The following is a 20365-nucleotide window of genomic DNA, read 5'->3' as shown; positions in this document are numbered from 1 at the left end:
TGTTAACCTTCTAGTTTTCTACGAAGATAATGCTGTCTTTATAACGTAATTTTGATTCATGTATTTTGCCGATTCTAAGTTCTATAACTTTTTGAGCGTCAGATATTATTGAACTTATTTTATATGGGCGCATCCCCTCTTGATAGAAAACAATCTCATTCTTCTTATTCAGAAATATGACATCAATAGGGAGTTTCATGAAAAATGTATGAATCGAGTTGCATGGTTCGATCACGAGAGCTTCTCCTTCAAAAATTTCTGTTTTTCCCATCCAACCTTTAAAGCGGGACATAAAAGTATCGGCAAATTGTACTTGATCAGCTAGGATGAAATTACTATCTTTAATTATTATTTTCATTTTATTCCAGGACCTCCGTGAGCAGTTTATTGAGAAAGGAATCTTTTAAAGTGCGCGAAAAAATAAAAAAGTTTATACGCAATGAACGTGGACAATCCGTTGTAGAATTTGCCATTATCATGCCGCTTATTCTGCTCATCATTATGGCAATGATTTATTTTGGATTATTTATATTTAGCAAAAGTGTCGTGTTGTTTTCGGCACATCAGGGGGGAAGGGAGGCGCTCAATTTTAGAACAGATATTCAATATTCGGATTTACAAAAGGAGCAATTTATTAAAAACGCTTCGCTGCAGGTATTGCAGATGCTGCCGCCCGGAGCCAGTCCGCCTGAAGTAGAAACCTTAAAAAATGAAAATACCGGCTTAATCAAAATAACAGTGACGTACTACTTTAAATTAAACATACCTTTTGTAAGCGAATTTGCGGGAAGCAACAGCCATCGAATACAGTCCGAAGTGTACTATCGCTTTGCTCCGCCAAAAGTATGATAAATTCAGATGCTAAGCGGTGAAAAAATGAATTTTTGGGCCAAAGTTCAAAACGAAGACGGGTTCTCGGCAACATTTTTTGCCATTGCTATGCCAGTCATTATCACGATTATGGGAGTAGCAGTAGATGCTTCTTATATTGTATACAACAGGATTAGGCTGGATATGGCTGTTGACGCGGCTGCAAGAGCTGCTATCCATTCTTTGGATTTATCGACTTGGTATGGAGAAAGAAAGGTTGTATTAAATACAGATAAAGCCTATCAGATGGTTGATGAACTTATGAAAGCCAATATGCCGAATGCTAAATTGACTAAAATGGAGATCCCAAGTGAAACACCAAATATGTGTGTAATTGATGTAGAGGCACAAGTGCCCCTTTTTTTTCTTAGAATTTTTAATGAGAATAGTTTTACAATACATGCCAGCGCAAGAGCTATTGGTTACGATCCTAATCAATCACAAGGGTGAGAACATGAATATCATTATATCATTTTGTGTATTTTGTTTAAGTTTAATTTTATTCATCCCTATTCAATCATTCATGGTGGGACGGCCGTTTCGTAGAATGCTAGACAACGTTCTTTCCAAAGCCGGAGAAAGCAGGTTTTCTTCCGCCACAATTCTACATCGAGCAACACCGTTTCTGAACAGAATGATTCGTATTTTTAGAATTAAGGGGAATTCGGCAAAGTGGGAAAAGACGAGAGACAAGATTGGGATTTTATATGCCAGTAATGAGATTTCCATTCAACATTTCATCGCCATTAAAATAGTCGTATCTGCTGTCGTGCTAATATACATGATGCTTTTAAATTTTGCCCAACCCTCAGGCGTCTTGTTTATGTTAACACTGTTGTTAGCTGTTATATCTTTCTACATTCCTGATCAAATTCTGAATATTAAAATCAAGCAAAGAAAGTGGGAGATTTATAGAGAAATTCCTTCGATTTTGCTATCGCTCGCAGTGACTACGGATGCCGGTCTGTCATTAAATCAAGCGTTAGAAGAAATATGTGTAATGAAAAAAGGTGCCTTCGCTTCAGAGTTAAAAAAAACGTTGCAACAAATATCCGTCGGTATACCTCAAAAAGAAGCGTTCGAAAACTTGGCCAGTCGCGTACGAATCGATGAGATAACCCTGTTCGTTTCGGTGCTAGTTCAAACTCTTGAGAAGGGGGCTTCTGGAATTACACAAGTGCTGCGCGAACAAGCGAATGAGTCGTGGACGAAGCGTAAAAGCGTAGCAAAGGAACTTGCAGGCAAAGCATCAATAAAATTATTCTTGCCAATGATTGGACTGGTACTTCCTGCACTTATGATTTTTCTCATTGTTCCTGCCGTGTTCTCTATATTGAGATTTTTTAATTATTAATTCTTTAATAGGAGTCTATATGCTAACAGTGCTAACATTACTTGTCTGCTTTGTAGTATTTATATTATTTGTTGTGTTGATGGATGTTCTTTTTGGAGATATACCCGAAAAGAATTCCCTGAGAAAATATTATAAATATGTCAAAGGTGAAGTGTACAAGCGCAGGACGTTTACTGATCGATATCTTCGGCTTAGTAAAGAACAACGCTATTATGTGTTAAATACTAAGAAATATCTTATATATACACTTCCTATCTGTGCCTCCATTTTCCTAATCATGCTTTTCTTCTTTCGAAGTTTTTCCTTTGCAGTTGTCTTTAGTTTAGCCGGTTTTTTCTATCCAAGGTTTATTATTTTAGGACTAATAAAAAAGAGGCGCAGACTGTTGAACAATCAGATGAAGGAAGCGATGTTTTCTATGGTATCTTCACTTCGAGCAGGTGCTTCATTGCAGACTGCCATTGAAAGATGTGTGCATGACTTGAAAAATATTTTTAGCGGTGAGAAGGATGCTCCTATCATTAGAGAGTTTGAACAGATGACCGAAGAACTTCAAATGGGCTACACGGTAGATGAGGTGCTGCAGGCATTCAGAGAGCGTGTGCATCTGGAGGATGTTACCGATTTTGTCAATGCTACTTTAATAGCCAAAAGAAGAGGAGGTAATTTGACAGAAATTTTAGTTAGCATCTCAAAAGCCATTTCTGAAAAGATAGAAATTAGCAATGAAATTCAAGTTCTGACCGCTGGAAAGCAAATGGAAGCAAGGATGTTATCTTTGATGCCCGTGTTTATCGTGGGTTGTCTTAGCTTGCTTTCTCCTGAATATATGGAAGCGATGTACGCTTCCTGGATTGGAAAGTTGTTGCTGCTCATTGGATTTATTTTAATTGTAATTAATTATTTTATTAGCAGAAAAATTGTGGACATTCATGTGTAGGTAGAGGTGAGTTATGGTCAAATCAACTTGGTTTAGAGTCATATTGGGAGTCATGTTATCTGTTATTATCGCGTTGGTATGTAATGCATATTTGAAATCGCTAAAAGATGAGGTTGCAGTCGTTGCAGCAGCTATGGACATCCCGGCTCAAACAGCGATAACACAGGAGATGCTGACGATTATCAAAGTAAATACTTCAAGTCAAAAGCTTTTAGTGCCTGATGCAATTAATAATCCTGCAGATCTGCTTGGGGCTATATCGATGGTTAGCTTCAAGAAAGGGGAAGTCATTGTTAACGATGTAAAGAAGGTGATCCCTAATCAACAAACAGCGACGGATGGAAGCAAAATTAATGTGAGCGAGTTAGGGCGTTCGTTCTATATTCCTTCCGATAAAAAAGCTATTTCCGTAAGCTTAGATGCAGAAGGCAGCTTAGGTTACAGCTTAAAAAAGGGAGATAAAGTCGATGTTATTTTTACAAGTTCGAGTACAGATACAGAAAGTTCGTATTCGGCTACAATTCTACAAGGCATTGAAGTTTTTGATGTAGAGGCAATCAGCGAAAAGGATCGCGCCAATCGTACGGCAGGTCAGAATGTTACTGTACTTGTAAGTGCACAAGCAGCTCAAGATCTCGCTTTCGCCAAAAGAAAAGGAAAAATTGATTTAATTCTGGACTCGTCCAGAGTAGGCGAAATCTCTTCAAAGCCGCAAAAGCCTAGTACTGCGCAAAAGTTTAATCCATCTGGAGGCAATAATTAATGAAAAGTCCAATAACAATTGCCATACACTCTCCTCAAGGCGGGACGGGGAAGTCAACCTTAGCTTTAAACTTAGCATTGCAATATGGTCAGCAGGGAAGAAAAACGTTACTGGTTGACATGGCGGGATACGGGGGACTGCCAGCAATGTGCAAAATTCCGATCCGTGGCAATGGTATGTCAAGTCTGATTACAGTGCTTGAGCAAAGTTCCGAATTGCCTCAGCATGAGCATTTCCAGGGTTATTTTAAAGATGCCATTGTACAGTATAAAGACTTCAAAGATCTTCATCTCATGTTAAGTGCATCTCCGTTAAAGATGGAGAAGTTGTCAAGTCACTTTACCGAGTATTTAATTGAAGCGGCAAGAAGAGATGATTACAGTGTCATTATTATTGATACTTCTTCAGAACTTTGCGAACGGAATATTGCTTGTATGGAAGCAGCTGATCTGCTAATCATTCCAACACTTCAAGATGTTTCATCGGGCTGGAAAATCATTTTGCTTAAGGAGATTCTGGCGAGCCTTCATATTCCCAAAGAAAAGATTTTTTTAGTTGCAAACCGGGTTACGAAGTACTCTGGCTTTAATAATAAAGAATTTGAAGACGAAATAGGTTTTACATTACTTTTTGAAATTCCTGACTTGTCGAAGCAAGTACAAAAGTATGTGAATTCTGGTATTCCGATGGACCTGGCCGGTAAACGAAAAGTCTCCCGAATTTTCCAAGAGTTAGCTCAAAAAATTGTAATGCAGGTGGTCTAATTGAGCATAGAGGAATTAATTAAACGTCGTCAGGAAAATCTGTTCCATAAGGAAGCTGCTTCAACGAGTGAATTGATCGATGTTGTTAATTATAAAGCGGAAGTCTTCTCAAGTGTTAGACAGAAAATAGCAGATAATCGGGAATTGTTCTCGAGTGATATGAAGCATGATATCGCTTATATTCGAAATACAATTTGGAAAATGATTGAAGATGAGATTGCTTTACAGAATAAAGAGTGGATGCTTAATTCCTATGATCGCTCTGAAGTCTTGGAGCAATTAATGCATACCATGTTTGGTTATGGCGTGTTGGACTCTCTAATTCATGATCCCCAAGTAACGGAAATTATGGTGAATGGTATTCATAAGATTTATGTGGAAAAAGAGGGGGTCCTTCAACTAGCACGAGATCGTAAAGGGCAGCCTTTGACATTTGCAAGGCAAGAAGAACTGCTTCATGTTATTGAGAAAATCGTTTCTCCGATTAACCGCAAGGTTAACGAAAGTGAGCCAATCGTTGACGCGAGATTGCCTAATGGTTCAAGGGTAAATATCGTGCTAAATCCCATCTCACTTGACGGTCCTGCTGTTACTATACGTAAATTCCCAGATAAACCATACACGATGGAGCAATTAGTCAAATTTGGCACCTTAACATCGGAGGTTGCGGACTGGTTAACCCAATTAGTTGAAGCCAGATACAACATTATTATTTCCGGAGGAACAGGCTCGGGGAAAACGACTTTCTTAAATGCCTTGGCCATGGGCGTTCCTCGGCAAGACCGCGTGGTTACCATTGAGGATGCTGCTGAACTCAAACTTAGCAATGCTGAGAATTTGATTCGTCTAGAGACACGTCCCCCTAACATTGAAGGGAAAGGCGAAATTAAAATTCGGGAACTGCTGCGAACGGCACTACGGATGCGGCCTGATCGCATCATTGTAGGGGAGGTTCGGGGGGGGGAAGCCTTGGATATGCTGCAAGCGATGAATACGGGCCATGACGGATCGTTGTCCACAGGCCATGCCAATTCAGCGGTTGATATGCTGAGCCGGTTAGAAACGATGGTACTAATGTCAGGATTTGAGCTTCCGGTTACGGCCATCCGTCAACAAATTTCATCGGCAGTTGATTTTATCATCCACCTTGGGAAGTTAAGGGATGGGAAAAGACGCGTCACGGAGATTGTTGAAGTTCTTGGGATGGAGCAAGGGAGTATTCAATTGCAAAGCCTATACAAGTGGGATAACACGGCGAGGGAGCTCTCCGCAACAGGTGCGCATGTTCTTTCAACGAATAAGTGGCTAGCATCGGGCATGGAACTGACCCGATTGATGAGAGGAGGTGAACAAGGATGAACCTACTGTATAATGCGTACTTCAAATGCTGCAACTTCGTGGAAGATTTTAGAAAGAAGGAAGAAGGGCAGGCACTGAGCGAATACGCCATTGTTATTGGCGTTGTCGCCGTCATTATTATTGCGACGCTAGTGCTCTTCAGAGGTGCGCTTACCAACATGTTTACACGCATTATTACTTACATGAATGGGGTTACGTAACGGAAAGAAGCAGCCAGAAGAGACGCTTAACCCGAGTGCTTTGGCGAGGACTGAGTTAGGTCGCTTCCAGCCTTATGTTTAGACTACGAGGTGTTGAATGGGATGTCAAGAAATGAAAAGATTAACGGTGAGTTCAATATGAAAATTTTAGGACGTATTTGGTTGGTACAAAGGGGAACACAGTGAATAACAATAAAATATAAGGTTGAAAAGTCGACTAACAAATATCTTACAACAATATTATTAAATTATGCGATTTCCGTATCAATACCGACGAGAGCAGATGCATTCAAGCTCAATTCCACTATTAAGAGAGGTGGTATTTTAAATTGAAAGAAAAAATGAAAATCAAAATGACTTTATTTGCTATATTGGTTGCAATAAGTGGAGTTTTAGGTATAACGACAGAAAAGGCAAGTGCGATAACTGAAAATTCTTTTGTTAAAACCTTTGGTGGAACAAGTACTGATTTTTTAATTACTGTTAAAAATACGTCGGATGGTGGCTCTATAGCCGTTGGATATTCAAATTCAACCAATGGCGATTTAACAGGTTTGAATAATGGAGGTACCGATGCAATTATCGTGAAGTATGATAGTTTGGGTAATGTCCAATGGAAAAAGAATTTTGGAGGAACAGTAAATGATTTTTTTGGTGGTGTAACACAGACTTCTGATGGTGGTTTTATAGTGGTTGGAAATTCAAGTTCAACTAATGTAGATTTATCAGGTTTAAATAAGGGGGGGTCTGATGCGATTATTGTGAAGTATAGTGCTTCTGGTGTTGTCTTGTGGAAGAAAAACATAGGTGGAACCCTTAGCGATTCTTTTTTTAGTGTGCAACAAACATTAGATGGAGGCTTAATAGCGGTTGGAGAATCTAGTTCAACCAATGGAGATTTTTCAGGTATTGGTTTTGGAGGTAATGATGCTGTTATAGTGAAAATGGATGCATCAGGTAATGTCCTATGGAAAAAGGGTTTCGGTGGATCAAGTGATGATGGTTTTAGGGATGTACAACAAATTGCTGACGGCAGTTATATAGCGACTGGACATTCAATCTCAACTACTGGTGGAAATATTTCGGGTACGAATAAGGGTGATTATGATGGGATCATTGTAAAGTATGATGCTTTGGGTAATTACCAATGGTATAAGTCATTTGGAGGAAGCGGTACTGATAAATTTACTGCTGTCCAAAAGACGTCGGATGGTGGTTGGGCAGTCGTTGGAAATTCAAATTCAACCACTGGTGATTTATCAGGTATAAATAAAGGATACTATGATGGGGTTATCGTTAAGTATGATGCTTCTGGTCTTATCCAGTGGAAAAAGAACTTTGGTGGAACAGGTAATGATTATTTTACTGGTGTGCAACAAACGACTGATGCTGGTTATATTGTATCCGGATATTCCAATTCAAACACTAATGACTTATCAGGTTTAAATAAGGGAGATTACGATGGGACTCTCGTGAAATATGATGCTTCTGGTCTTGTTGAGTGGAAAAAGGCCTTTGGTGGAACAGGTACGGATTATTTCTATGGTCTGTTACAAAAAATAGAAGGGGGTTTTACAGCGGTTGGATTTACAACCTCAACTAATGGTGATTTAACAAGTTTGAGTAAAGGATCTGCTGATGCACTTATTATAAGTACTACAGTAAATGGAAGTATCGCTACTGATACAACCCCACCAATCGTAACCTTATTACCTTTAACTACTGGACCAACTAATACTAATGTGGTTGTGAATGCAACTGCAACTGATAACGTAAGTGTTACTCAAATCAAATGGGCTAGTGGAGCACAAGTAGCAAGTTACTTTGCCTCGGCAGGAACGGATATTACAGTTGCAAAAACTTTCACTGTATCCTCGAATGGCACATATACAGTATGGGCTACGGATTTGGCAGGGAATCAAACTGTTCAAACCATTTCAGTGTCTAATATCGATACAGTACCACCCATAGATGCCACTTTCAGTGCAGATAAGACTGAGCTAACTAATGTAAATGTAATTGTAACGGTGACTTTTCCAACTGACGGTGTAGTGAAAGAGTATCGTGTTAATGGTGGTGAATGGTCAGCGTATACAGCACCTATTGTATTCGCAACTAATGGAACGTTAGATGCCCAATCGATGGATTCGGCAGGAAATCTATCTGCGGTAGCTTCTTATAAGGTGACAAACATTGATAAAATTGCTCCAACGACACCTCTTCTTACAGAAAATGTAACGTCGATAACGAATACTGATGTGACTATTTCAATAGTGTATCCAAGTGATGCGACAACTAAAGAATATCGTGTAAATGGCGGTGCATGGACGGCATATACTGCTCCAGTAGTCTTTACTATAAATGGACAAGTTGATGCTCGTTGTACGGATATGGCCGGTAATGTTAGTTCTATCGGATCACTCAACGTTAATAATATTGATAAAATACCTCCGTCAGTTCCAACACTATCGGCAGATAAAACAACGCCAACGAATGAAGATGTGCAAATAGTAATAAATTATTCTAATGATACAGCTTTAAAAGAATATCGAATAAACGGTGGGTCGTGGTTAGAATATACATCGCAAATATCTGTAACTCTAAATGGTGTGGTTGAGGCCCGTGGAACAGATGTTGCTGGAAATGTAAGTTCAATTGCGGCCCTTAACATTACGAATATTGATAAGAACGCTCCTGATGCACCCTCCATTAATGCGGATGTAACAACTCCTACAAATGGAAATGTCAATGTTACTATAAACTATCCTTTGGATGCTTCAGTGAAAGAGTATCGCAATGATGGGGGAATCTGGACTACGTATACAGTTCCTGTTACATTCACAACAAATGGCACATTAGAAGCAAGATCCATAGATAGTGTAGGAAACACATCTAACGTAGTGACGTATATCGTGAATAACATCGACAAGGAAGGGCCTATATTACTGAATACTAATTTTCATCGTGCTTACTATAGTGATAAGATTGTTTTCACCTTGTCTTTTCCAGAAGATGCAGTGTCCAAGCAATATCGAATAGGCGATGGTGAATGGAAAGATTATGATTCTCCAATTGAAGTGCCATATGATGAGTCTGGGGCGATATATGTACGTGCCACAGATAATGTAGGCAATTTATCTGAAACCTATAATTCACTTAATAAAGTGTATATTATGACACTTATACCAAATACAACGAATCCAACAAAAGATGTTGGCTTAACAATTACTGTTAGACCCGTTACACGAGGCATACCATTTGAAAATATGATTTTGCCAGATGGGTCTGATTTGCAGTTAGGTGGAGTTTCTGCTCGCATTGATAAAACTTATACGGTTAAAGAGAATGGAACGTATAGTTTTATAGCTTATAATATCGTAGGTGATCTATTAGAGAATAGTATTGTAATTAGCAACATTGATAGTATTGCTCCTGTCGATGCAACGTTTATTGTAGATAAAACCTACCCTACTAATGGGGATGTGACAGTGACGATTGTGTATCCTGCGGATGGTGCTGTTAAAGAATATAAGGTGGGCAATGGCACATGGACTTCCTACACAACACCTGTTGTATTGGTAGAGAATGGTACTGTGTATGCACGAAGCACGGACAGTGCAGGAAACACATCTACCGTAGCGACGTATATCGTGAATAATATTGACAAATCTGCTCCAGAAGCTCCGCTGGTAACTGCAGATAAAACTGTTGCTGTCAATTCGGATGTTACTGTAACTGTATCATATCCAGCCGATGCAGCAGTGAAGGAATATCGCGTGAATGGCGGGACATGGACGGCTTACACAGCTCCAATCGTGATGTCTGTCAATGGTCTAATCGAAGCTCGTGGAACTGATGGGGTCGGTAATGTTTCGCTAACTGCCGCCTACACGGTCAATAATATTGACAAACAACAACCGCTCGCTCCCAGCATTTCATTAAGCAATACGAGTTGGTCCAATGATCCTGTATCGGTTACTGTCCTTTCCGGTAGTGACACAGGAAGCGGCGTCAAGATGAGTCAATACAAAATTGGTACAAACGGTACATGGAACACGTACACAACGCCAATTGCTATCAGTTTAATTGGCCAAACTTCAGTTTATGCAAGAACGCTAGATAATGCAGGAAATGTAAGCAGTGAAGCAACGGCAACGGTGTATATTAGCAATCCCGTTCCTCCTGTAAATCCGCTTGTTGATACGGATGAGCCGAATAACAGCAAAGAAAGTGCGACGCTGATAGTTGGAATCAAAAAATCGTATATCTTTGTGAGCGGTGATGTGGATTACTACAAGTGGACACCTAGTGCCACAGGAAAAGTTAAGGTTACGTTTACGGCACAAACCTCCAACAGCTATAAAGCCGAAATTTTAACAACAAGTCAAACCGTTCTGGCAACGCTCACCAACAGCGGAACGGACAGCGCCTATGTGAATGTCACAGGAGGATCTTCCTACTATGTGAAGGTAAGCGGAGCGACAAGCAGTGACTATGGTACTGCTACTTATCTGTTATTGGTAGGAGATGTAGATCCAGACCTCAATGAGCCTGATAATAACAGTACAGCTTCAGCTCCTAGTATAGGACTTTCCTCCAGCAAAACAGGATGGATTACATCTTCAACTGATTTAGATTACTTCAAGTTTCAAACAGGTTTGAATGCCGGGAAAGCAAAAGTGAGATTAATAGTGCCTGGGGATGCAAACTATCATCTTGGCATTTTTAAAGCAAGTGAGAACGAAGCTGTTAAACAATTAACAACCCCTGATTTGTCGACGGGGGTAACGGAAGAAGTTGTGCTTCCATTTCAAGCAGGGGAGACGTATTTCTTCTTGGTTCAGAATTCAGGAAATAGTGCATTAAGCAGCGGCAACTATACCCTATCACTTGGTGGATTGGAAGCAAGTACCGGAGAGCCTAACGATACTCCTGAACAAGCTTCAGTCATTGTACCTGGTACGACTTATAACACCAATAAGATCGAGACTAGCGGAGATAAAGATTACTACAAATTCACAGCAAATATGAGCGGGAAAATCGTTGTCAAGCTGAATGGAGTAAGCGGTAAAAGCTATGGGCTATATGTATTCCGCGGCGAAGGCAACCGTCTGGATCCTAGTAAAGTATCAGGGACTTCCCCACTAAAACAAGTACAGTTCGATGTTCAGAAAGATGAAGTGTATTATGTGGCAGTGATTGGAGATTCATCTAGTGATTACGATGCAGCTAACGCGTATTCGTTAAATATTAGTTCTATTGTACCGGATGATGAGTCTAACGACAGTTGGCCAGAAGCGAAAAATGTAGCACTTGGCGTTCCGGTAACCTCTTATATTTCAGTACCTGGTGACGAGGATTACTACTATTTCACACGCTCAAATACAGGGCTAGTTCGTGTGCAATTAGATGTTTCACGTATTTCTTCTTATAAGGATTACGACATTAAAGTGTATCAAGAGAACGGAACGTTGCTCTCTAGGAGCAATAATAATGCAGGCATCAACGAAGATTTCATGTTTACTGCGCAAGCAAATGTGAAATATTACGTTAAAGTTTATGGCTTTAAAGACACGGATGGCAACTATGGAACGGAACCATATGTTTTGCTTATTACAAAACAATAAGAATTGCTCTTTGATAACCGAATAGAAACAAAGGGAGGCCAACCATGAGCCTAACATACAGGCTAAAAAGAAATAGGAAACGTCTCATAAGTCTTGTTGTGCTTTTGACGATGCTATTTAACTCACTATTGGCTTTTGTACCAACAGGAAAGATATCTGCCGCTTCTAGTTTGACTATCACAAGTATCGGTCAAACAGGAGCCCAATACTATGTTTCTGGACTCAGTTCCTACTGGGATGACGACTATTATGCACAAATGGTCTTAACAAGAGATCCTGTCCCCTCTAGCGGCGGTACTGGAATTGCCGACTATCGCTATTATGCGGGCTCGTTCATTTATCCGCCGACGAATGGAACTTCTTACACATCTGGCTGGGGAGATCTTAGTGGCTTAACGCCGGGGTCTACCTACACTGTATATGCTGCCGCGCAAGCAAAGAATGGCTACTGGTACCCGGCTGGTTCTTACACCTTCACAACAGGTGCGACAAGCAGCGCTAGTCTACAGATTGTTAGTATCGGTCAAACAGGAGCTCAGTATTATGTCACAAATCTCAGTAGCCCTTGGGATGATAATTATTATGCCAACCTAGTTTTAACACGTGATCCTGTTCCGGCAAGTGGCGCTAGTGGGATTTCCAACTATCGGTATTATGATAGTTCATTTATTTATCCACCGACATCTGGCACTTCGTACACGTCCGGTTGGGGCAATCTTAGCGGTTTATCGCCAGGGACATCCTATACTGTATATGCTGCCGTACAAGCTAAAAATGGCTATTGGTATCCAGCGGGATCCTACACCTTCACGACAAGCGCAGCTAGTGGTGGAGGCAGCACAGGCGGCGGTGGAGGTAACACCGGCGGTGGTTCGAGTGTATTTCCTTATCCGGGAGCAGGTGAACCGTTTTATTATACCAACGATCATGCCTCACCGTACAATTATACTATTTTGTGGAACGGTAATGGAGCTAATTATTATCACGTGAATCTTGAGAGACATGATGGATACGTTCAGACGACAACACCTAACACCAATATGGCGAACGTTACTTTGACAAGTGGAAGATATACGGTTCGCATTTATGCGTGTTCTTCTACCTCATTGTCTACTTGTTCAACAACACATTATGAGTTAACCATTACAACACCTGACATGAATACGGTAACTCCTACGGTATCCGTATCCAATATACCAAATACTACGGCAGGCAAAGTTGTTTCTGTGAGCGCAAGTTCTAGTTCGCCATGTTATAGGATGTCAGCTAAGTATACCGTCAATGGTGTAGACACGTGGTTAGGCGAACAAAGCTCTTGTAATTATTCAGCTAGCTTTACTCCATCTACGGCTGGTGATTATACAGTAACTGTCTACTCGAGGAGTTACAACGAATCCGACCCTAGGACAGCGACAGCTAGCAGCTCTTCGACATTTACGGTATACCCATTGGTTGTGTATCCAGCGGTAAATGTATCCGCGATACCAAATTCAACGGTAGGCAAGGTTGTATCTGTGAGTGCAAGTTCAAGTGCACCATGTTATCGGATGTCAGCCAAATATACGGTTAATGGCGTAGATACCTGGCTAGGTGAACAAAATTCTTGCAGCTATTCAGCTAGTTTTACTCCATCAGCAGTTGGGGAATACACTGTAACCGTCTACGCAAGGAGCTATATTGAATCTGATCCAAGGTCGGGGGATTCAAGTAACTCTGTAACTTTCTCAGTTATCCCCAATGATACATACGAACCCAACGATACAATTGCAGATGCGAAGAGTATCACGGCAGGAAGCACAACGAGTTCGTATCTTTCAACTGCGGCAGATTATGACTACTGGAAGTATTCGCCTTCTAGTAATGGAAGTATCAATATCAAATTAAACGTTCCAACAGTTCCTGCAGGTTTAGATTACGATTTACAGATATATGAAGGAACTGCATCAAGCCTCGGATCACTGATAGGGGAATCAACAAATTCCGGGAATACAGCGGAGTCAAAAGACTTCATGGCAATCGCGGGCAAGACTTACTATTTCAAAGTTTACAAAACCGTCGGAACGTACAGTGCGACGTCAGCCTATGATCTGATCTTAGGTAACTTGTTCCCGGATAATAATGAGCCGAATAATACTGCCGCAGATGCCAAAAGTATCACACCTGGAGGAAGCAGTATTAGTTCATATATTTCTTATCTAACAGATGGAGATGTTTGGAAATTCACGACAGGAAGCGGCAATATCGGAAATGTCAGTGTTTCTCTTGTGACACCGAATGATGCTGATTTCGAACTGCAAGTATTCGAAGGAAGTACGGATGGGGACGGGATTAAGACTTCCTACAATACAGGTACTGGTTTAGCGGAGTCACTTACGTTATTGGTTAATCCTAGCACGACCTATTATGTAAAGGTATTTAGCAAAGGGAATTTAACGAGAAGCGCATCGCCTTATACACTTACGGTTGGAGGAATGCCTGTTGATACAGCGGAGCTAAACAATTCCGACAATGAAGCTTCCACTATTTCACCTGGCTCCTACGTGGACTCGTATATTTCTTATGACAGCGACCGAGACATATGGAAATTCACTGCCGGAGAATCTAACGCAGGATGGGTTAGTGCTAATCTCACTGTACCTTCCGGCGTAGACTACGAGTTACAAGTGTATGAAGGGGCAACAGAAGGTAAAGATCCGTTGGATCAGTCCACCTTAGGCGGGAATCAGACGGAAAAAGTCGACTTTAAAGTGATTCCGGGCAAAACGTATTATCTGAAGGTGTATAGTGCCAATAATGCCTATCACAGTTCAATTCCATACCGTCTTACTTTAAATGCGCTGCCTGTGGTAACGGATAATAACGAGCCGAATAATGGATTCGATAAAGCAGCAGTAATTACTCCTGGTACGGCAATAAACTCCTATTTATCTTCTTTGTCTGACTTTGACGTATGGAAATTTACAGCGGGTGCAACGAACAATGGCTTTGTTACTGCCACGATGAATGTTCCGGTCGATGTTGATTACGAGCTTCAAGTTTATGAAGATTCGAATCTAACGACTGAACTGGGCGGATCGTACAAGAAAGACAGTCAAGACCCAGAATCCGTTCCATTTATTGTTAAACCGGGCAAAACGTATTACTTAAAAGTATATCGTTATAGTACTTCGAGTATCAGTCCTGATCCGTACACACTTCAATTAAGCGGGATGCCGATTGATAATTATGAAGACAACGGAAATAGTGGGAACGCCAAAGATATTCTACCGAATACACCCATTAATTCTTATATTTCTCATGATAATGATGGGGATGTATGGAAATTTGAGACAGCTGCTTCGAATATCGGCTCGATGCAGGCTAGATTGACAAACATTCCTGCGGGCGTTAATTACGAATTGCAAGTTTACGAAGGCAGCACCGATAACGATCAAATCGCCGATTCCCAGAATCTTGGGAATGCGGATGAACTGATTACTTTTAATGTAAAACCGGATACAAAATATTTTGTGAAGGTGTATAGTCAAGGAAATCAGTACCACAGCTCCTCGCCATACACGGTATCGATTGGAAACTTACCTGTGGCACCAGACTCTTATGAGTCTAATAATACGGCAGCTCAAGCAACGCTGCTAACTCCAGGTACACCGATCAGTTCTTACATTTCTTCTAAAACAGATGCCGATTATTTTTACTTCATGACAGATGCAACTACGGTTGGCTACATGAATATAGGATTAACGGATCCTGAACCTTTTGCAGATTTTGGGGACGATTTTAAACCCGATTATGATTTCCAAGTATTCAAAGGTTCGGAAAGTGATGCTAATTTAGTGGGTTATTCCACAAGTAAGGAACGTTCTTCTACAATCGAAGTAAAAGTCGTGCCGAATACGAAGTATTACATCAAAATCTATAATGGCGGCACAGGCTTTGCCCCCGAACCATATCAGTTGAACGTAGCAGCATTGCCGCATGACGAAGAAGGCAATGATAACGAAAGCACGGCTAAGAATCTGCCGCCGCGGGGCGTTGTTGAATCTTATTTGTACAAAGCTAGCGATGTGGATTATTGGATGTATCGCAGCGGCGCTTCCGAATCGGGAACGAAAGTGTTTGGCATGAAAGTGCCTTCCGGAAGCGATTATGAACTCCAAGTCTATCCGGCTGGTGGATATGATACGGATCTCATGAAGGGATCGTATAACAACAACAACGACTACGAATACATCTTGATGGACGTGAGCCCGAATACCACCTATTACATGAAGGTGTACGGCGCATTAGGCAAAGGACTGCCAGCGCAATACAGCGAGGATCTCCCTTATACACTTAGCGTTGGGACGGATCAGTACGGAGAAGGAACAACCGGTGGCAACGACAATGCCGTCGATTCTTACGAAGTCAATAATACCCGTGATCAGGCTACGCTCGTTGAAGATGGAAGAACGGTTAATTCTTATCTTTTTTATGATGGGGATGTCGATTACTACAAAGTAAGATCCAGGCTGCTTGCCGGGAATATGACCGTGAGTCTGGCTGTGCCTGCGGGTCAAGATTATGAACTGCAAGTGTTTGAGGGATCAAGCTCCAGATACTGGACCTCAGATTCATCAGGAAACTCCGCGGAATCCATTAGTTTTCCAGTACAGCCGAATACGAATTATTATGTCAAAGTGTACGGAGCTTTAGTTGGAAGCGGTCATTCGTATAGTGGGAATTTGTTAGATAAGTATGTCTTAACATTTGGCCAAGCTCCCAATACTACCGTAGATCAATGGATCACGGATTCGGAAAGTACGAAGCTGACAAGTCACTCGAAGTGGGATGAATCGAAGTTTAGCGAAGCCTCGGATTGGATTGACACCGAGTGGCAAGCGGTAGACGGTGTTGCAGGTCAGTTAAACGATTTGCATGAATATTGGGAGAATCAGAAGGATTATCTCCAGGGTCTAATCAATACAGGATCTGAAGGTTTGAAGGAATGGGCTCAGAATCGGTATGATTTGGAGAGCGAACGGGTTTTCCTGATTGAATTATCGTTAACGGGAACAGAGGGACAACAGGCATGGGCAAATAATCAGTTGTTTATCGTAAACCTTGCATTGGACGGCACCTATGGTCAACAGCAGTGGGCACAAGATCTTATTCATTGGCAGAACTTATATGATTATTATCAAGATCTAGTCAATCAGAACCCGAGCAATAGCTGGGCAGAAGAGCGCCGAGATGTGACAGCTATTCTCAAAGATCCGAATGCAACGAATAAAGAGTGGGCTCTGGATCGTTGGAACTGGCTGGTTGAAGAGGATTATCTGCAACACCTCATAAATGAGAATCTGGATCTGGATACGGTCAGATGGGCACAAGGCCGGGCCGATTTGGTCGATAAGATTCTACGCGGTACACCGGAAGAGCAGAACTGGGCTAGAAAGCGTTGGGGCTTGCTGGAGCTTATTGAGCATGGAACTCCTGCTGAAAGAGATAAAGCTCAATATGATTTGGAGGAGATGGATGGGAAGCACGTTGTGTTGTATACCCCGATGGTGGGTGTATCATCTACGATCGTAAGCGGTTGTGATTCCTCAAGCTGTATGACCATGCTGAATGAAGTTGCTGTACAGATTTATAAAGATAAGCTGAATGAATCTCTGATTTCATTAAACGCTGTCAAATGCGCAGCTTGGAATCCAGACCGTCCTGCTGCCTTATGTGACGAATGGACGCAATGGATGGAATCTCAGTATAGCAGCTATGCAGCCAAAACGGTTTCATCTTCTGTGGATCAAATCATTCAATCAAGCAGCGGCAATTCATTCATCGATGCTGTGTGGGATGTAACGAAATTAACCGGTTACTTTACAAAAGGTTTAGTGCTTGGGATTGTTAGCCCGCTTACAGATTTGTATGATATGTTAAAGAACTACAATGAGATTGTAAAACTTGCGCAATTAATAGTCGGAACTCTTGTGGATTTTGCTAAGGATCCAAGTCCGGACAAATTATCGTCAATTGCTCAAGTATTAGGTTCAACTGTTGTAGCTCAAATCATTCAACTGTGGGATGAATCAACGGGTTCAAAATATTCTGTCGCAGAGACTATCGGAAGTATAGTTGGTCAGGCCGTGATTGCCTACTTTACAGTAGGATTTTCGGCAGAAGCAAAATTGTATACTAAGATAGGATCTCTGAGTACGGAACTTAAGGCAGCCAAGAAAATAGAAACACTTATCCCGTGCAACTGTTTCACAGCTGGAACCAAAGTTCTAACCCAAGATGGTGAACGTTCCATCGAACAGGTACAGTTGGGTGACTTCGTCTTGGCAAAGAACCCAGATACAGGCGAAATGGCGTACAAGGAAGTTGACTTGCTGTTCCAGAAGGAAATTACGGAGTCGTGGAACATTACCGTTGGTGATGAACTGATTACGACGACAGATGAGCATCCGTTCTGGATTCACAATAAGGGCTGGGTTGTTGCGAAAGACCTTGTAGTTGGTGATTTGTTCGAGACGAGCGATGGTTCGTACTTGGCGATTGATAAAATTGAGATCAAAGAACAACATACGATGGTTTATAACTTCCGAGTTAAGGACTTCCACACGTATTATGTTTCAAATCTCAAGATTTTGACGCATAATAGTGATTGTGCTTGGGTATCGAAATCAGCACTCGGCGATTTTATTGGCAGTGGAGGAAATAAGAAAGTATATGCATATGGTGAGGGTAAAGTTGTTGGTGTCTTGAAGGACGGTGTTGATCCATCAGTTCTAACGGAGGAAATAACTATACTTGCGCAAATCAAGAATGCTGGGTTACCGACCGTAAATGCTGAACTAGTTAAACTTGATGGGGGAGCACTAGCCATCATGTACGATCGATTTGAGCAGGGTTCAAAAGATGTAGTTCGTTTGGTAAATGGTGAGATGAAGACTGTAGGAGAATCACCACTCTTAAACCAAAGAAGCATTAATGATCTCAAGTCAATCCGTAACACAATGTTTAATAAGGGTGCGAGGATAAATGATTTGCAGTTCTTAATTGGTAATGATGGTAGGATAGTTATTGCTGACCCACTGGGAATTACCTTTAAAAGTTACCCATCAAGTAATAATCTTCAAATGATAGATTTGCTAATCAAAGCAGCGGAGAAAAATTTATAAAAGGATTGGTTAAATGACAGATTCTCAGCAATTTTCAAGCAATATCCCTTCTCATAAAGCTAGTTTATTATTATCGCTTAAGGGAAGGAAAATTCGAGGAATTACGAGATACAGTACTATTAGTGTTGGCGATGCTATAGGTGAAATGTACCGAATTCCCAATAATCAGGTGTTCACACGAGCACCTGGTCCAATCTCTATCGCTTTTGATGATGGGCTTAATATTGGTTGTGCTAATGATCCATCGCTAAATTCTGTAATTACTTGGGTTATAAGAAATGAGATTGGTGATAAAGGAGAAGGAGCAGTAATAAGCAGGGAAGATTTATATCCAGTAGATGCCCTAGATACTGTCTTTAGTACAACTGTTTGGCATACTATCGTAGGTCAATGCATAGTAGATGTGAAAATTATTAAAATGAAACCTAGAAATGCATTATACGAGCGCCTGCCAAATGAAGCGGGTATCAAGATTTTCTTGAGTAATGGTTCAAGTTTCATCCTTTCTCATGGCTTACATGACGGTTCAGATGATTTTTCAGCAATTACAGAAGAATTTGTCGATGAAGAATTAAAGTCATTGATCTACTCAGTTGATTTATAACTCTCTGTTAAACGAGAGAAGTTATCGAGATTTAAAGGGAAAGTGGGGTGAGTATAAATTGTCCGTAGAACAAATCGTATCCCAATACCGCTTCGGCATGATCGCGCGGCGGTGGGGAGCACTGTGGGTGGATGGGGTCATTCTTTGGCTCCTTCCAGCAATCCCTGTATTTACACTAGGGGAATTCATTTATCAAAAGACACTTTGGATGTGGATTGCACTACTTTTCTCATATATTTTCATCATGGAAGGGTTGCTAGGCTGGACAATAGGCAAATGGCTTTTCCGTATTCGAGTGGTGAATGCGGAAGGCAACGCACCAGGGCTGTTGAAATCTTTAATCCGTACACTTTTAAAGGTCATAGAAGCCAATCCCATGATGTTTGGTGGAGGAATAGCTGGTATCGTGGCACTCATTTCTAAGAAGCGACAACGCTTGGGCGATATGTTGGCAAAGACTTATGTGGTCAAGCGTGAGGATGTGCCGAAGATCACACCACCTGAAAAATCAGTGGAAGCTGAACCAAGCTTTGTTGAAGTGGTACGAAGCATTAATGAACCTGAGTTGACTTAATTGAGACATATTTTAATAAAACGGAAAGCTGCTTGATTTGCATAGTGCAAACAGGCAGCTTTCATTTCGTATAGGAATGGTTCATGGAAACCGAGAATATATAATTTTCATCCACGAAGTCTATGCAAGTGAAACGGAGGTGCATGA

The 20365-nt window shown here is 41.1% G+C and carries 13 protein-coding genes; 12 read left to right on the top strand and 1 reads right to left on the bottom strand.

The annotated features are described in order from the left end of the window. Window positions 1-10 precede the first annotated feature (10 nt). Entirely contained in the window at window positions 11-358 is a 348-nt protein-coding gene (locus tag EJQ19_RS02660; RefSeq protein WP_126139658.1) for a DUF192 domain-containing protein, read from the bottom strand. 50 nt (window positions 359-408) lie between these two features. Here EJQ19_RS02660 and EJQ19_RS02655 point away from each other — a divergent pair, with 50 nt between their 5' ends. The 12 genes from EJQ19_RS02655 to EJQ19_RS02600 all read left to right on the top strand — a co-directional run bounded on the left by EJQ19_RS02655 (window position 409) and on the right by EJQ19_RS02600 (window position 20218). After that, on the top strand, window positions 409-849 hold the full coding sequence (locus EJQ19_RS02655; RefSeq protein WP_126139657.1) for a TadE/TadG family type IV pilus assembly protein: 441 nt from the start codon (window positions 409-411) through the stop codon (window positions 847-849). A 9-nt stretch (window positions 850-858) separates the two neighbouring features. Beyond that, complete coding sequence (locus EJQ19_RS02650; protein ID WP_126139656.1) at window positions 859-1320, top strand: TadE/TadG family type IV pilus assembly protein; 462 nt, start codon at window positions 859-861, stop codon at window positions 1318-1320. Between the two features lie 4 nt (window positions 1321-1324). Further along, a complete protein-coding gene (locus EJQ19_RS02645; protein ID WP_164716277.1) occupies window positions 1325-2224 on the top strand; it encodes a type II secretion system F family protein in 900 nt (299 codons plus the stop codon). 19 nt (window positions 2225-2243) lie between these two features. Further along, window positions 2244-3164 (top strand): type II secretion system F family protein, encoded by a 921-nt coding sequence (locus tag EJQ19_RS02640; protein WP_126139654.1) that lies wholly within the window; start codon window positions 2244-2246, stop codon window positions 3162-3164. Between the two features lie 13 nt (window positions 3165-3177). Continuing rightward, window positions 3178-3927 (top strand): Flp pilus assembly protein CpaB, encoded by a 750-nt coding sequence (gene cpaB / locus EJQ19_RS02635; protein WP_126139653.1) that lies wholly within the window; start codon window positions 3178-3180, stop codon window positions 3925-3927. Further along, the gene (locus EJQ19_RS02630; RefSeq protein ID WP_126139652.1) at window positions 3927-4691 is read left to right on the top strand and encodes a CpaE/TadZ family protein; all 765 of its coding nucleotides are present in this window, start codon (window positions 3927-3929) and stop codon (window positions 4689-4691) included. Before cpaB ends, EJQ19_RS02630 begins: the two co-directional genes overlap by 1 nt. After that, window positions 4692-6050 (top strand): TadA family conjugal transfer-associated ATPase, encoded by a 1359-nt coding sequence (locus EJQ19_RS02625; protein WP_241242696.1) that lies wholly within the window; start codon window positions 4692-4694, stop codon window positions 6048-6050. Next, window positions 6047-6250: a hypothetical protein gene (locus tag EJQ19_RS02620; RefSeq protein WP_126139651.1), complete on the top strand. Its 204-nt coding sequence runs from the start codon at window positions 6047-6049 to the stop codon at window positions 6248-6250. The genes EJQ19_RS02625 and EJQ19_RS02620 overlap by 4 nt, the downstream gene beginning before the upstream one ends. Before the next feature lie 329 nt (window positions 6251-6579). Then, the gene (locus EJQ19_RS02615) at window positions 6580-11877 is read left to right on the top strand and encodes a beta strand repeat-containing protein (RefSeq protein WP_126139650.1); all 5298 of its coding nucleotides are present in this window, start codon (window positions 6580-6582) and stop codon (window positions 11875-11877) included. A gap of 44 nt (window positions 11878-11921) precedes the next feature. Next, window positions 11922-19040, top strand: coding sequence for a polymorphic toxin-type HINT domain-containing protein (locus EJQ19_RS02610; protein ID WP_241242695.1), 7119 nt, complete (start codon window positions 11922-11924; stop codon window positions 19038-19040). A 13-nt stretch (window positions 19041-19053) separates the two neighbouring features. Further along, the gene (locus tag EJQ19_RS02605) at window positions 19054-19644 is read left to right on the top strand and encodes a hypothetical protein (protein ID WP_126139649.1); all 591 of its coding nucleotides are present in this window, start codon (window positions 19054-19056) and stop codon (window positions 19642-19644) included. A 58-nt stretch (window positions 19645-19702) separates the two neighbouring features. Beyond that, entirely contained in the window at window positions 19703-20218 is a 516-nt protein-coding gene (locus EJQ19_RS02600; RefSeq protein WP_126139648.1) for an RDD family protein, read from the top strand. Window positions 20219-20365 lie beyond the last annotated feature (147 nt).

It is taken from the genome of Paenibacillus whitsoniae, assembly GCF_003955665.1.
Taxonomy (GTDB): domain Bacteria; phylum Bacillota; class Bacilli; order Paenibacillales; family NBRC-103111; genus Paenibacillus_E; species Paenibacillus_E whitsoniae.
The sequence above is the reverse complement of the archived record's forward strand: the minus strand, read 5'-3'. Positions and strand labels throughout refer to the sequence as shown.